Origin of the sequence: Collimonas sp. (assembly GCF_039923675.1) — a bacterium.
In the GTDB taxonomy this organism is placed as follows: Bacteria; Pseudomonadota; Gammaproteobacteria; order Burkholderiales; family Burkholderiaceae_D; genus Collimonas.
On record NZ_JBDTCG010000089.1, the window covers coordinates 65,899 to 81,050 of the forward strand.

General features: G+C 56.2%; 12 protein-coding genes. 5 read left to right on the top strand and 7 right to left on the bottom strand.

Annotated features, from left to right (window positions below; translation table 11 throughout):
* Window positions 1-10: 10 nt before the first annotated feature.
* Complete coding sequence (locus tag ABI171_RS19150; RefSeq protein WP_348099340.1) at window positions 11-940, bottom strand: LysR family transcriptional regulator; 930 nt, start codon at window positions 938-940, stop codon at window positions 11-13.
* Window positions 941-1,130: 190 nt separating this feature from the next.
* Between ABI171_RS19150 and ABI171_RS19155 the strand changes: the two genes are divergently transcribed.
* On the top strand, window positions 1,131-1,748 hold the full coding sequence (locus tag ABI171_RS19155; protein WP_348094130.1) for an FMN-dependent NADH-azoreductase: 618 nt from the start codon (window positions 1,131-1,133) through the stop codon (window positions 1,746-1,748).
* Between the two features lie 228 nt (window positions 1,749-1,976).
* On the opposite strand, the gene leuA is transcribed toward ABI171_RS19155, so the two are convergent.
* From leuA to ABI171_RS19175, 4 genes are all read right to left on the bottom strand, one after another.
* On the bottom strand, window positions 1,977-3,683 hold the full coding sequence (leuA, locus tag ABI171_RS19160; protein WP_348094131.1) for a 2-isopropylmalate synthase: 1,707 nt from the start codon (window positions 3,681-3,683) through the stop codon (window positions 1,977-1,979).
* Window positions 3,684-4,259: 576 nt separating this feature from the next.
* Window positions 4,260-4,400 (bottom strand): DUF3096 domain-containing protein, encoded by a 141-nt coding sequence (locus tag ABI171_RS19165; RefSeq protein ID WP_082792731.1) that lies wholly within the window; start codon window positions 4,398-4,400, stop codon window positions 4,260-4,262.
* Between the two features lie 352 nt (window positions 4,401-4,752).
* Window positions 4,753-5,085, bottom strand: coding sequence for a hypothetical protein (locus ABI171_RS19170; protein ID WP_348094132.1), 333 nt, complete (start codon window positions 5,083-5,085; stop codon window positions 4,753-4,755).
* A 626-nt stretch (window positions 5,086-5,711) separates the two neighbouring features.
* A complete protein-coding gene (locus ABI171_RS19175) occupies window positions 5,712-7,019 on the bottom strand; it encodes an MFS transporter (protein WP_348094133.1) in 1,308 nt (435 codons plus the stop codon).
* A 214-nt stretch (window positions 7,020-7,233) separates the two neighbouring features.
* On the opposite strand from ABI171_RS19175, the gene ABI171_RS19180 reads away from it, so the two are divergent.
* A complete protein-coding gene (locus ABI171_RS19180) occupies window positions 7,234-8,190 on the top strand; it encodes a LysR substrate-binding domain-containing protein (protein ID WP_348094134.1) in 957 nt (318 codons plus the stop codon).
* Between the two features lie 349 nt (window positions 8,191-8,539).
* Here the strand turns inward: ABI171_RS19180 and ABI171_RS19185 are convergent, their stop codons facing one another.
* The gene (locus tag ABI171_RS19185; RefSeq protein WP_348094135.1) at window positions 8,540-8,953 is read right to left on the bottom strand and encodes a carboxymuconolactone decarboxylase family protein; all 414 of its coding nucleotides are present in this window, start codon (window positions 8,951-8,953) and stop codon (window positions 8,540-8,542) included.
* Window positions 8,954-8,970: 17 nt separating this feature from the next.
* Window positions 8,971-9,366 carry a MerR family transcriptional regulator gene (locus ABI171_RS19190; RefSeq protein WP_348094136.1) on the bottom strand — a complete coding sequence of 132 codons (396 nt, stop codon included), beginning with the start codon at window positions 9,364-9,366 and terminating at the stop codon, window positions 8,971-8,973.
* Window positions 9,367-9,568: 202 nt separating this feature from the next.
* Between ABI171_RS19190 and ABI171_RS19195 the strand changes: the two genes are divergently transcribed.
* The 3 genes from ABI171_RS19195 to ABI171_RS19205 all read left to right on the top strand — a co-directional run bounded on the left by ABI171_RS19195 (window position 9,569) and on the right by ABI171_RS19205 (window position 15,058).
* Window positions 9,569-10,237, top strand: a complete 669-nt coding sequence (locus ABI171_RS19195) for a response regulator transcription factor (RefSeq protein WP_348094137.1) — start codon at window positions 9,569-9,571, stop codon at window positions 10,235-10,237.
* Window positions 10,234-11,631, top strand: a complete 1,398-nt coding sequence (locus ABI171_RS19200) for a sensor histidine kinase (protein ID WP_348094138.1) — start codon at window positions 10,234-10,236, stop codon at window positions 11,629-11,631. The genes ABI171_RS19195 and ABI171_RS19200 overlap by 4 nt, the downstream gene beginning before the upstream one ends.
* Window positions 11,632-12,196: 565 nt before the next feature.
* Window positions 12,197-15,058, top strand: coding sequence for a TonB-dependent receptor (locus ABI171_RS19205; protein ID WP_348094139.1), 2,862 nt, complete (start codon window positions 12,197-12,199; stop codon window positions 15,056-15,058).
* The last annotated feature ends 94 nt before the right edge of the window (window positions 15,059-15,152 follow it).

A 15,152-nucleotide genomic window follows, 5' to 3' on the forward strand; every position in this document is an offset into this window, starting at 1 on the left:
ATCCGGGTTTTTAATTCTTGCAGTTGGGGAAAATCTGTTCCTTGCTTAATTGCTCGATCAGGAAATCAACGAACACCCGCACCGCCGGCAGCAAACCGCGTTGGGTCGGATAGACGATCTGCAGATGGCCGGACGGCATGGTCCAGCCTGGCAGCACGTGCACCAATTGGCCACTTTCTACTTCCTCGCTGCAATAGTCGGTGGGCAGCATGGTCAGGCCCAGGCTGCTTAGCGCCGCCCGTTTGCGCAGCGCAAAATCCTCAACCGCCAGTCTTGGTTCAGCCACCAGCTCGTAACGCTCCTTATCCGGCCCGTCCAGGATAAGGTGGATGCGACGGTCATGTTCGGTGGCGCCGAGAAAGGGCAGCTTTGCCAGGTCGCGCGGATGTTTCGGTGCGGGATATCTGGCCATCAGTTCCGGCGCCGCTACCAAGACTGCCGAGGCTGCCCGCAAGCGCCGGGTGGCAAGATTCGGGTCCTCGTCATCGGTCGTTCTTACGCGCACCGCGACGTCGACTCCTTCTTCCAGCAGGTTGATGCGGCGGTTGGTAAACAGCAAATCGATATTCACTTTGGGATACCGCAGCAGGAACGACGGCAGTGCGAAGGCCATCTCAGACTGCGCAATCGCCACCGCACAGCTTACCCGCACGGTACCGCTGGGCTCGGCAAGCGAGCTGGTAACGGCCAGCTCGGCTGCCTCGGCAGCGGCAATGACTTCCTGGCAATGCAGGTAGTAGCGGCTGCCGAGATCGGTGAGCGAGATGCCGCGCGTGTTGCGCTGTAGCAAGCGTGCGCCCAGCCGGATTTCCAGCTCTGAAATACGGCGCGACAAGCGCGATTTCGGAATGCCCAGGCTGCGTCCGGCAGCAGTAAAGCCACCTTGCTGGACCACGTTGGCGAAAAAATAGAGGTCGTTCAAATCTTGCATGGTCGTCATCCATTGTTCTGTATGTAGAACAATATATCTTATTTTTAATGACTAGTTCTATTTTTGATGCGGAGTTACGATGTGCTCAATGATTCAAGATGTAGCGAATCACAGGTTTTTATCAAACTCTCTGGCATCGAAATATTACGGATCGCTATAGATTTTGACCCACTCTTAATTTTATCGAACGGCGTATATCATGAAACTCTTACATATCGACTCCAGCATTCTCGGCGACGCTTCAGCTTCACGCCAACTGACCCGCGAAGTAGTGGCGACCCTGCAAGCCGCGGATGCAGACCTTGACCTGACCTATCGCGATCTGGGTAAAGACGTTACCGTCCATCTGTCCGGCGCGACGTTTGCCGCCAAAGGCACGCCTGCAGAAAAGCGCAACCTGGCGCAAAAGCTGGAAGTGGAACTGAACGAAGCAATTCTCAATGAATTCCTGGCGGCGGACGTGATTGTGATCGGCGCGCCGATGTACAACTTTACGATCCCGACCCAGCTCAAGGCATGGATCGACCAGATCTGCGTGGCCGGCGTGACTTTCCGCTACTCGGAAACAGGCCCTGAAGGCCTGGCCAAGGGCAAGCGCGTCATCATCGTCTCGACTTCTGGCGGCAAGCATGCCGGCACGCCGACTGGCATCGCCCACGAAGAGTATCTGAAAGTGGTGTTCGGTTTCCTCGGCATCACCGACATCAACGTGGTGCGTGCGGATGGCCTGAACTATGGCCCTGAAGCCAAAGAAGCCGGTTTTGTCGCAGCACGCTCGCGCATCGGCGCCCTGACCAGCGCAGCAGCTTACGCTTGATTAAGTAACCCGTACCGGCTCGCATAAAAAAACCGCTGCCTGATATCAGGTAGCGGTTTTTTTCGTCCGCTGCTCATGACAGCGTTTGATTAGTTGTAGCGTGACGGGCAATCAGTGATAACTGATGCCCGGCTACGCTGGCGAAAGCCAAAAATACGGTAATACCCGGCTTGCACGATGCCCGGCTGCCGTGTGATCGCCACCGCAACCGAAAGGAAAAAACGCTCCTTATGCCGCTGCAGCGCTGCTGCCGATTTCCTGGTTGGCGGCGTGGCCGGCAATTTCAATCTGACGGTTGACTGCGCTCAGGATCGCTTTGAACGATGCGGTCAAGGTATTGGCGTCGATGCCGACCCCGAAACCGGTAGGCGCGTCGTTCAGGCGCAGCTCAATATAGCTGGCGGCTTGTGCATCGGCGCCGGCGCTGATGGCGTGCTCATGGAAATCCATCAACTTGATATCCAGGCCCAGCGCATTGACAAAAGCATCGATCGGACCGTTGCCGTGGCCGCTGCTGGTATGCGCCTGGCCGTCGCGCACGATGTCGATTTCGATCTTGACGGGCTGCGCCTGGCTTGAGTCTTCGCTCATGCGGTGACCGCGATAGACGTAGGGCGTTTGCTTGTCCAGGTATTCCTGCTTGAAGATATTGTAGATATCGCTGGCGGCGATTTCCTTGCCGGTCGCGTCGGCGGCTTTCTGGATCGCGCGGCTGAATTCGATTTGCAGCCGGCGCGGTATCGCCAGGCCGTATTCCTGTTCCAGCAGGTAAGCCATGCCGCCCTTGCCGGACTGGCTGTTGACGCGGATCACGGCGTCGTAGCTGCGGCCGAGATCGGCAGGGTCGATCGGCAAATAAGGGATTTCCCAGATAGCGTCGGCCTTTTGCGCGGCGAAGCCTTTTTTGATTGCGTCCTGGTGGGAACCGGAGAAGGCCGTAAACACCAGATCGCCGACGTATGGATGACGTGGATGAACCGGAATCTGGTTGCAGTCTTCAACGCATTGGCGGACTTCGTCGATGTCGGAAAAATCGAGGCCGGGATTGACCCCCTGGGTGTACAGGTTCAAGGCCAACGTCACCAGGTCGACATTGCCGGTGCGCTCGCCATTACCGAACAGGCAGCCTTCAACCCGGTCGGCGCCAGCCATGACGGCCAATTCAGCGGCGGCGACGCCGGTGCCGCGGTCATTATGCGGATGGACGCTGATAATGGTGGCGTCGCGCCGGGCCAGGTTGCGATGCATCCATTCGATCTGGTCGGCAAACACATTCGGTGTGCTGCACTCGACGGTGGTCGGCAAATTGAGGATCACTTTGCGGGCCGGCGTGGCTTGCCAGGCTTCCACCACCGCATCGCAGACTTCCTTGGAAAAATCCAGTTCAGCCATGCTGAAGGTTTCCGGCGAATATTCATAACGCCATTGGGTTTCCGGACGGGCGTCGGTCAATTCCTTGATCAGGCGGGTGCCGGAGACAGCGATTTCCTTGACTTCATCGCGGCTTTTGTCAAACACGATGCGGCGCCAGGCCGGCGCGATCGGATTGTACAGGTGGACGATGGCTTGCTTGGCGTTCTTGAGCGAATCGACGGTGCGGCGGATCAGGTCTTCTCGCGACTGGGTCAGGACGATGATGGTGACGTCGTCGGGGATATGGTTTTCTTCGATCAGCTTGCGCACAAAGTCGAAGTCGGTTTGCGATCCGGAAGGAAAGCCGACTTCGATTTCCTTGAGGCCGATCTTGACCAGTAATTTGAAGAAACGCAGTTTGCGCTCGGCGTCCATCGGTTCGATCAAGGCCTGGTTGCCATCGCGCAGATCGGTACTCATCCAGATTGGCGGCGTGCTGATGACTTGGTTGGGCCAGGTGCGATCGCTCAAGGGGATCGGCGGAAAAGGGCGATATTTGACAGCAGGGTTATGCAACATCATGGTAAGCCTCTCTGGGAGCGGGTTAAGTGTGTGCTGATGAAAACTGAATGGAAAACGAAACCGGATATGTCGGTGGCAGAAGGGTTGCCTGACTGCCACTCGAAAAATTAACGCGAGGCCAGGCAACCGATCGGTAGCTTTAGCAGGGATAGGGATAGCGAGCAAATGCGTGCGGTGGTAATCGCGGCAAGCGTGCTGGTGGTGCGGGTAAGCGTGGAGTAGTGCAGCGTGCAGTACATGGAATCGGGCTCTTTAACATCGAAATCCCTGTTTGGAATTTCAGTTTTACTACTGTGATTTCTTGGTTTGGCGGTATTGCTGCCAGTGTGTCCCCGTCAGAACGGGGGCGAGATCATAGTGCGCGTAGTAGCGATAGCGCTAGTAGCGGCACTAGCAGCATAGCTGGCAGCAGGCCAGGAATCTGCAGTAGGGAGCGGGATTGGATGCGTGGGGAAGACATGCACTTAATGTATGAGATAAGGCGGAGGCTTGTCAAGCATGAGTTGGCGTCAGGCTGAAAATAGTGGGGAATGCGCGAAGATGTTGCGTTTCGGCAGCAAATCCCCTTGGCCGCATTTAGCGCGTGCCAAACAAGCCGATCAGGCCGATGACGATCAGATACAGCGCGATGATGTAGTTCAGCAATCTTGGAATCGCCAGGATCAGGACGCCGGCGATCAGCGAAACGATAGGGGTAAGATGCAGGGTGGTAAACATATGCGTTCCTTTTTTCGAGTGGCGAATGGCGTTGCATTCAACCCGATGATACGTTGCAAGCGGTTTTTCCAATGTAGGACAACGCCGCTGGGAAACGTAGGAATGCACTGAATCTGGTTAAAAAAAAACGGCTTGGCTAGCCACTGTTTCAGGAGGAGAAACCGTCACAGTGTTGGCTAATGCCGATAAGGACACACACTCCGTCAGGTACGCGATGTGAAACTTGGCTGTTAGCGTCAGCAACGGGCAGGTCGTCGGCGCTAGTCGTCTCAGATCGGGTAAAAGACGGATTTACTCCCTTCCCGGGGAATTCATTGGCACGTTTCGGGATGTTGTCGAAACACGTGGATATCTACAGCGCTCGGGTGCCTGAAATCAGGCGCGTAATAAATGCCGAACGCTCGTTTTTTTGTTTGGGCAGCGCCCGCTCAATCATCGAAGTCCATTGCTCGGACAACTGCTGGCAAGTGGCGCGCAGCACCGGCGCCAGTTCCGGCCAATCGGACAGCGTGCGCAGATGCCGTTCAATGGTGCGGGCCGATTGCACGCAGGCGCCGGTCGCCAGGTTATGCATGTTGTATTGCGATATAAGATGCAGCACCGCCGATATCAGGAGCTCGGGCGGAGTGCGGTAGTTCTCTGCCGTGACTGAAGTGCCATCTGTTGCTTCGCGCGGACTAATCATCAAATGCTCCTTGATCGAATTGACTTAAATAGTAATGATTCTCATTTAAATTATTATCCAAGACGAGTTCGAATGCAAGCACTTTGTTTTTTTAGCGAAAGCACGGATTCGGTACAGCGAAGGAGGGGAAATGCAGGATGCTGAGTGTGCCCCGAGCGATGATTATGCGGCGCTAGAAGCAGGAGCGGACGCTGGCGGACAGGACGTCACACATTCAACGCCTTCCTGGCCGGTTTGCCTGAAACCCGCTGCTTCATACAGTTTTTTGGCGGGATTGCCTTCCAATACTTTTAGCACCGTCGGCAATTTGTCGCGGCCAGCCTGGGCCAGTATTTTTTCCAGGATCAGCCGGCCCAGCCCTTGCCCCTGGAATTCCGGGGCGATCTGGATTTGTGCGATATACCATTGGCCGGGGTCGCGATAGGCTTTCAGCAGCCCGACGTCCTTGCTTTTGATCGTAACGATTTGCGCGTGTTCAAACTGGAACAGAATGCTCGTCCATGGTGACGTGGCGCAGCGCGATCAGGAATGGCATGTCGGCGCTGGTCGTTGGTCTGTATTCCAGTAGTGTTTCTGTCGCCATGCTCTTCCTTTTCAAGCGCTGGTTGATGCGATCGTCAACCGGCTTATTTGTTCACCAGGTGTTTCGGCACCGAGAGCGTCAGCGCGGCTCCCAGCAACAGTGACACCGCCAGCACGTACATGCCGCTGTTGGTGCTATGGGTCTGGTCTTTCAGCCAGCCGACCAGATAAGGGCTGACGAAACCGGCCAGGTTGCCCAGCGAATTGATCAATGCAATCCCGGCCGCGGCCGCCGCGCCGCCGAGAAAAGCCGTCGGCAGACTCCAGAACAGCGGCAGCACGGTGATGATGCCGACGGTCGCGAGCGTCAGTGCAGACATTGCCAGCAAGGTGTTGTGATCGTACACGGTGCTCAGGATCAGGCCGATGCTGCCCAGCAGCGCCGGGATCGCCACATGCCAGCGCCGCTCGCGGCGGGCATCGGCGCTCTGACCGATCAGGATCATCGCTACCGCCGCCGTCGCATAGGGGATGGCGGTCAGCAAGCCGATGTTGAAAGTGTCGGTAACGCCGGTGGTCTTGATGATCGTCGGCAGCCAGAAGCTGACGCCGTACAGGCCCATGACGAAACTGAAATAGATCAGCGCCATCAGCCAGACGCGCGGATTGCTGAACATCTGGCCCAGCGTCGCCTCTTGCTTCTGGCTGGCTTCAGCCTGTACCTGCGATTCCAGTAACTGCTTTTCTTCTTCGCTCAGCCAGCTGGCGCCGCGGATCCGGTCTTGCAAGTAAAAAATAACGACGCCGCCAAGTATCAGCGATGGAATCGCTTCCAGGATGAACATCCATTGCCAGCCTGCGAGCCCATGTACGCCCGGCATCGCCTTCATGATCCAGCCCGACAGCGGTCCGCCGATGACGCCCGAGATCGGCACCCCGGTCATGAACAACGCCGTCATTTTGCCGCGCCGGTTGGCTGGGTACCAGTAGGTCAGGTACAAAATCACGCCGGGGAAGAAGCCGGCCTCGGCGACGCCGAGCAGGAAGCGCATTACATAGAATGTGGTCGGACTGTCGACGAACACCATGGCGCCGGAAACCAGGCCCCAGGTGATCATGATGCGGGCGATCCACAGCCGGGCGCCGACCCGGTGCAAGATCATGTTGCTGGGGATTTCAAAGATGAAGTAGCCGATGAAGAAAATCCCGGCGCCGAGACCGTAGACGGTTTCACTGAACTTCAGGTCGTTCAGCATTTGCAGCTTGGCAAAGCCGACATTGACCCGGTCCAGGTAGGAGGCGACGTAACAAAGGAATAGCATTGGCAGCAAACGCCAGGTGACCTTGGCGTAGGTGGCGGTTTCGAAGGCGCTGCCGGCTGTAATGCTTGCTGGGCTTGAATTATCTGACATGTCTCTTTGCCTATTGATGTAGTTATTGATTTGATTCTAAGGCGCGACGGTGAACTTTCAGCTTGGCGACGGTTTTGTCTGAGTTGCATTGTAGCCGGACCCTTTGGGAAAGGCTATGCGGTGATTCCAGCGTGTTCTGCAAGAAGTCGTTTACACTAGCTTCGGGCTATCCAGGCCTCTACATCTACACATTCATCACTGAGGTCCGCGCTTTATGGAGTTGCGTCAGTTACGCTATTTTGTCGCCATCGTCGATCATGGATCGCTGTCGCGTGCCGCCCGGGTTTTGCACATCGCCCAGCCGGCGCTGACCCAGCAGATCAAACAGCTCGAAGACGAGCTGGCCGCGCAGCTGCTGCATCGTTCCGCGCAAGGCGTGATCGCCACCGACGCTGGCAAGATTTTCTACGAACATGCGCAGGCGATCCTGAAGCAGGTGGTCGATGCCAGGTCCGCCGTCGCCCAGTCCACCGACAGGCCGGCCGGCACTGTCGCCCTCGGTATCCCGCAAAGCGTTTCGGGTATTCTGGCGTTGCCTTTGCTGACTGCGATGCGCGCCAGGTATCCGGACATTTCTCTGCAACTGACGGAAGAGCTCACCGGGAACCTGATCGAGCAATTGAAGACCGGCCGCATCAACCTGGCGGTGCTGTTTGACGACGGCCAGCTGACCTCGTTTGCGACCACGCCGCTGGCGGAAGAGGAAATGATGTTCATCACCCGCACCGGCTCGCAATATGCAACAACCAAGCGCTCGGTGACGTTGGCCCGCGCCGTCAAGGCGAAGCTGATCTTGCCCGGCATGCAGCATGGCGTCCGTCCACGCATTGAAAGCGTCGCCAGGGCCGCCGGGCTGGTGCTGGAAAACGTGATCGAAATCAGTTCGGTGACCATCATGAAATCAGCCATCCTGGCCGACATAGGCGCCACCATCTTGCCGGTGGCGCCCTTGCTGCCGGAGATACGACGCGGCGAAATGACCGCTTATTCGATCAGCGCGATCAGCGCGATCAGCGGCGAGAAAATGTCGCGCACATTGGCGCTATGTGCCTCAAAGAATATTCCGCTCACCACTGCGGCGGCGGCGGTGGAACGGCTGGTGCTGGAGGTGACCGACGAATTGTGCCGCAGCGGCGAATGGCTGCACGCCAGGATCCTGGCGCGGCCATAAATCAAAATCGAGCCATCGTTTTTCCTTATGGCCCTATCCAGAATCGGTATTTCCTGTTGCCGCCGATGCTCCCTTAGACTTCAGTCACAGCAGTTGAACACGTGCCGCGAGGGCCGCCACCATGGTCGTAGCGTTTGCCAGCCGGGTATTTTATCGAGTGTCCGCATGGCAGATTTTTCCGGATTATCCATCTGGGGAGTGAGTTGAAAATCGCGTACGTCACGTCGCCTGCCGGCATCCCGGGAATCTGTGCTGCGGCTCCGCCTTGATCGAGCGGAGTGAGCCGGAATCGCCCTATGCGGACTGTCCGGCTGCTTGCTTGGTGCTGGTTTGCCTGTTGTTTTGCCTGTTAGGCAGCCAGCCGGTCATGTTCGGCAAAGACTTCCTTGGCCGCAAACATCCCGTTCAGCGCCGCCGGAAAACCCGCATACAGCGCCATCTGCATGATCGTTTCGGTAATTTCCAAGCGCGACAGGCCGACATTCAAGGCTGCGGCCAAATGCACTTTCAATTGCGGCTGGGCGGTACCCAGCGCTGTCAGCGCCGCTACCGTCGCCAGTTCGCGCTGTTGCAAATTCAGCCCCGGCCGTGAGTAGATTTCACCGAAACCGAATTCAATCACGTAGCGGCCCAGATCTGGTGAAATGTCAGCCAGGCTGTCGATCACCTTTTCACCGGCGATATCGTCCACCTCTTTTAACCGTTGCAAACCGCGCTCGTAAGTACTTTGTTCCGTTTGTTCGACTTGTTCGACTTGCTCCATTTGATGCTCCCGATAAGTTATGTGTCCACGTTGGCCTTCAGCTGTTCCTCCTGGCTGGCGTAGTGCACGATTTTTCCGCGCAACATCTCCAGGGTGTCTTGCAACACCAAAAGATCGGCTTCCAGCGTTGCGGCATGGCGTTCCAGCAATGCCTTGCGTTCTGACACACTTCCCAAGCGGTCCCCAAGCCTGCGCAACTCCGCATAGCGCAGCATCTGTTGTATCGACATCCCTGTAGCGCGCAACCTGAGCAGGAATTCAATCCAGCGCATGTCTTCCTGGCGGTACAAGCGATGCTGATTGCTTTGCCTCGGGACAGGGTCGATCAAACCTATCTTTTCGTAATAGCGCAAAGTGTGGATGCTGAGTCCGGTGGCTGCTGCAGCCTGTTGAATCGTCTGAGTAGTGGCCATGGAATAAAGTGTAGAAGTTAGAGTGCGCTCTAGGTCAAGCACTATTATTGCAGTAGTTTGCCCGGGACGGCTGTGTCTGGATCAACGCAAATACGTGGCGAGCGTTTAAAATCGACGCTAAATGGTCGGGGCTTGTAGTAATGACAATGATCGGTAGCCAAATCAGGGTTTGGCGCGGAAGTCAGATGCAATGAAGGGTGCAATGCATATTCTTTTGGTAGAAGACGATTCAGTGCTGGCGGATGGCATCCTGCGCCTGTTCAGGGGTCACGGCATGGTGGTCGATGTGGTGCAGAACGGTAATGACGCCGATGCGCTGCTGCAGCGTACGGAAATTTCCGTCGTCGTGCTGGATATCGGCTTGCCCGGGATCGACGGCTTCGAAGTGATCCGTCGCTTGCGCGAGCGTGGCAGCCAGGTGCCGGTGCTGTTGTTGACGGCGCGCGATTCGGTGCAGGACCGGGTCTACGGGCTGGAGCTGGGCGCCGATGACTATCTGGTCAAGCCGTTTGCGACGCAGGAACTGGTGGCGCGGGTGCGTGCGCTGCTGCGCCGTAGTGCCCCGCAGCCATTGGAAATGCATCTTGGCGGCTTGTCGCTGAATACCTCTTCGCGCCGTGCAAAAATCAATGGCAAGAAGATCGAATTGTCGGTACGCGAGTGGGCGGTGCTGGAGTATCTGCTGCAACAAGCATCGCGGGTGGTGTCGCGGCAGCAGATCATCGATGCCATTTTGCCATGGGGCGCGGAACTGACCTTGAATGCGGTGGAGGTCTACATCTCGCGCATCCGCCTGAAGATTGCCGATGCGGGGATTGAAATCCGCACCATACGCGGCTTCGGTTACATGCTGGAAAAAATCGAGCCGTGAGCAAAACCAGCATGCCCAGCATCCGCATGAGTTTGCTGAAGTGGCTCATCGTGCCGCTGCTGAGCGTGAACATCGTCGGCGCCGGCCTGACGTACTGGCTGGCCTGGATTCCGGCCCAGATTGCGTTCGACCAGAGCCTGGCCGACGCCGGCTGGGCCATGATCCCGCGCTTGCACGAGAGCGGCGCGCAAGTCGAGATCGATTTGTCGCAGCAGGCCGAACAGGTGTTGCGGGTCGATCATTTCGACGCCATCTTCCTGGTGGTGCGTAATCAGCAGGGCAAGCTGCTGGCGGGCGATGCCGATTTCCCGGTGCTGCCCGAGCGCGAAGAACTGAACGATCCTACGCCCTACGACGGCTTTGTGCGTGGCGAACCGGTGCGCATCGTTGCCCTGAAAACCATGATCGGCAAGCAGCCGGTCTACATCGGCGTCGCTGAAACGCTGCGCAAGCGCACCCATATCCGCTCCGTGATATTTCTGGCGCTATTGCTGCTGGAAGGGGTGTTGGCGATGGTGCTGATTGCCGTCATCTGGCTGGCGGTCAGCAGGGGGTTGTTGCCATTGAAGAGAATGAAGGCGGAATTGAATGCACGCAGCCGCGACGATTTGTCGGCGCTGGATGAAAAGCCGGTGCCGTTCGAGCTCAGCCCGGTAGTCAAGGCAATCAACGGCTTGTTGAGCCGGGTGCAACTGGATGCCAAGGCGCAGCAGAATTTCCTGGCGAATGTGGCGCACCAGCTGCGCACGCCACTGGCCGGTTTCCGCACACAGCTGGAATGGCTGCTGCAAAAACATGCGGATGAACCGGAGAGCGCGCATTCGATCGTCCTGATGACTTCATCCACCGAGCGCATGATCCGTCAGACCAACCAGTTGCTGACCTTGGCGCGCGCCGAACCGGCCAAGTTCGAGAAAGAACGGTTGCGGGTGGTGGAAATGAACAAGCTGGTCGAAGGTTCGATCCAGCATTTCGTGGAAGAGGCGCACAAGAAAAATATCGATCTGGGATTCAACCTGCACCCGACACGGGTGATGGGCGATCATTTCCTGCTGCGTGACCTGATCGACAACCTGGTGGATAACGCCATCCGCTACTCGCCGCGCGATGGCACGGTGACGGTCAGCACCTTGCAAGGCAAGGACGGCGGGATTTTTTCAGTAGAAGATTCCGGTCCGGGGATTCCACTTTCGGAGCAGGAGTCGATTTTCAACCGCTCGCACCGGCTCGATGACAGTGTCGCCGGCAATGGCCTGGGGCTGGCCATCGTGCGCGATATCGCCAAGGATCACGGGGCCAGGATTACGGTCGAGCCCGGCGCCGCCGGCGGCACGATCTTTTCGGTGCATTTTCCCTTCCCAATTCTGGGCACGCCTTCAAAACTGCCCATTTAGGCATCTCGCAGGTGCAGCAAATTCATTTGCAAACCGCTGGCCGCTTGCGCCTTCAGCATGCCGGCAGCCCCATATCCGTTTGCTGTTAAAAAAATAACATTAAAATTTAATTCCGAGTCGGGGACAACAATATGCACTAAATCGTTCCCCGCGAAAACAAATTTTACGCTTGTTACTTTTTAAGGGGACTTATTGTTGTTTGCGGATTACGCCGCCTCACTTCATTTTCCAAAATCAATTTCTTTGCGGTAATTTAAGTTCCGAGCAATCGCTCCTTCGAATGGTGCACTGCAGCTGGTGAGCCGCGCGGAGAGGCATGGTCTCAGTGTTGAATGTTTTGTGGCACGTATGTTGCTTTGGGTATGTTTGTGCGGAAATATTTTCTTGTGGCACACAAAATGTGCGACCAGAAAAACTCTGCAAGAAGTGACATTACTGCAAAAGAAACCTGCTTTTCCGGAGTACATGGTTTCTGCTGCATCGCTCAAAAGGCGATTAACAAATCTGTTTGATTTTTACAAAACTTAAAATTTCTACTCTGAAACTTACCCATAGGGAGTTTGTAATGATAAAAGAAAGAACGTTGCCTCGCACGCTGCGGCTGATGTTTTCAGGCGGTGTGGTTGTCGGGCTAGGATTGATGGCCCACTCGGTACAGGCACAGGAGACAAAGACGGACGATTCATCGCAACAGATGCAACGCGTTGAAATCACCGGTTCATCCATCAAGCGTATCACCAAGGAAGGTGCGCTGCCAGTTCAGACGCTGACTCAGGAAGATATTGCAAAGACAGGCGCAAACAGTGTCGCCGATCTGATTCAGGCCTTGCCTGCGATGCAGGGCTTTATTCCGGCATCTAGTTCAGTCAACGGCGGTGGCGCCGGGGTGGAAACCGCATCCATTCACGGCATTGGTTCGGGCTATACACTGGTGCTGCTGAACGGCCGGCGGATTGCCAAGTCGGCGATCGCCAACAATGACTACGCGGTCAATCTCGCGAGCATTCCGCTGTCAGCCGTGGAACGGGTTGAAATTCTTACCGACGGCGCTTCGGCGTTGTACGGTTCCGACGCCATTGCAGGCGTCGTCAACTTCATCCTCAAGAAAAATTCCACCGAGACGGTCATTAGCGGCAACTACAATTCACCGCTCAAATCGGGTGGCAAGAGTTACAACGTCGGTATTTCAAAAGGTTTTGGCGATCTGGATAAAGATGGCTACAACGTATTGCTGGCGTATAGCCATGATGAGCAAGGTTCGCTCAACGCCAATCAACGCAGCTTCTCCAACAGCGGTATCGTGCCGTTCAGTGTCGGCGGCCAGAATTATGCGCTGTATCAATTGAGTAATAATACGGCGCCAGCCGGCGTCACGGTGCTGGACAAGAATAACAATGCCACACAGTTTTCACCGGATTTCCTGAAAAACGGCGTTTGCTCGCCGAATACTTTCCAGTCCGGGAATTACTGCAAATACAACTATGCGGCGACAGTTGAACTGATCCCGAAATCGACGCGCGACAGCTTTGTCGTGTCGAGCAATTGGAAGCTCAATAGCGATACCACGCTGTTCGGCGAAGCCATGTTGTCCAAATACTCGATTTTCCCGCAGTATGCACCGCCGGCGCAGCCATTGAATTTGCCGGTCAACGGCGCACTGTACACCAAATATGTCACGCCTTATCTGGCGCAGCTTGGCATCGATCCGGCGAATGTGTCGAGCGCATCGATAGGCTTGCGTCTGTTTGATACAGGTGGTCGTCAAGATGAATACCGGACCGATGCACTGCACCTTGCGTTCGGGGTTGACGGCAATGCACTCGGATGGGATTACAACGCGTCCTATACTCATTCTCAGAACAAAACTTATGACAATGCCCGTGGCGGGTATGCCAGCAACAACACGTTTACCAGTATCGTCAACGCTGGCGCCTACGATCCGTTCCAGCCGCCCGGATCTTCTGTAGCTGTATTGGCGCCGGCCGTTTTGCACCAGACCCTCGATCAGGCGACTTCGAAGCTTGATATTCTCAATGCACATGCTTCGCATGACTTGTTCAAGCTGCCTGGCGGCATGTCGCAAATCGGGTTAGGTGTGGAGGCGACCAAAGAATCGCATACCGACAGCCCAAGTGCGATCCTGCAAGGCCCCAATGCGCTGCAGCCCGACTATACCGATACCATCATCGGCGGTGGCAGCGGCTCGTTGCCATTCTCGGCAGAGCGGAAGAACTACGGTACCTTCGCTGAATTGCTGCTGCCTGTGGTGAAGAATCTGGATGTGACCGGCGCACTGCGTTACGATAGTTACGATGCTGCGAAAAACAACAGTACTTTCGATACAGCCGGCAATCCGCTCGGTTCCTCAACCCAAGGCAACTCTTCCAGCAAAGCGACGTACAAGATTTCCGCACGTTGGCAGCCGGTAGATTCGTTGTTGGTGCGCGGTTCCTACGGTACCGGCTTCAAGGCACCGACCCTGGCCCAGATCACTTCGCCAATCACCTTCGCCGGCAATACGGCAGGCACTTATGCATGCCCGTTTTCTTCGCCTGACCCACGGGCGGCCGGTTGCCAGGGCGTGACCCAGTACGATGTGCTGGCAGGCGGTAACCCGCTCACCGGTTCCGCCGGTCTGAAGCCGGAAACATCGAAGCAAAGCACCGTTGGCTTCCGCCTCGAACCAACACGCAATCTGTCGATTGGTTTCGATTTCTGGCAGGTCAGCATCAAGAACCAGATCAGCGTCTTGCAGGAAGCCATTGCATTCGGCAACCCGCAGACTTATTCGAGTCTGTTCACGCTGTTCAACGATCCGATTTCGGGTTCGCCGACCGTCGCTTTCTCGGAAGTGCCGATCAATCTGGCGAGTGCAAGGTATCAAGGTATCGACTGGGATCATAGTTTCAAAACCAAGACCCCGATTGGCGACATGAGTCTGCAATGGACCGGCACCTACATGCTCAAGGCAGAGCAGGATTTCCCTGGGACCGGGATACAGAGCAGCCTGGGCAAATACGGCGCCAACCAGAACGTGGTGTTCCGTGTGATTTCACGTCTGGCGGGTTCATGGAAACAATCGGATACCTGGACACATACGCTGATTGCCAACTACCGTTCCGGCTATCACGATGAAACGTATACTGCCAGCGATGCCACGGTCCGTATCGTCAATCCTGACGGATCATACGGTGCGTATGTCGACATGCCTAACCACAACGTGGCGTCTTACACCACGTTCGACTGGCAAACCAAGCTGACAGTGAAAAAAGGCTTCGAAATCACAGGCGGCATCAAGAACCTGTTTGCTCGTACCCCGCCACTGTCGCTGGTCACTGCCGGCGGCGGCAACCAGGTTGGTTACGATGCACGCTACACCGATCCACTGGGACGCCAGTTCTATCTCACCGGCAGCTACAAGTTCTGATCGTAGCTTGCTGCTAAGGCGGTAGTGTTGAAGTGGCCGGACGCGATGTTTGCGTCCGGCTTTTTTATGCCCGCAGCAAATGCTGCTCACTCTT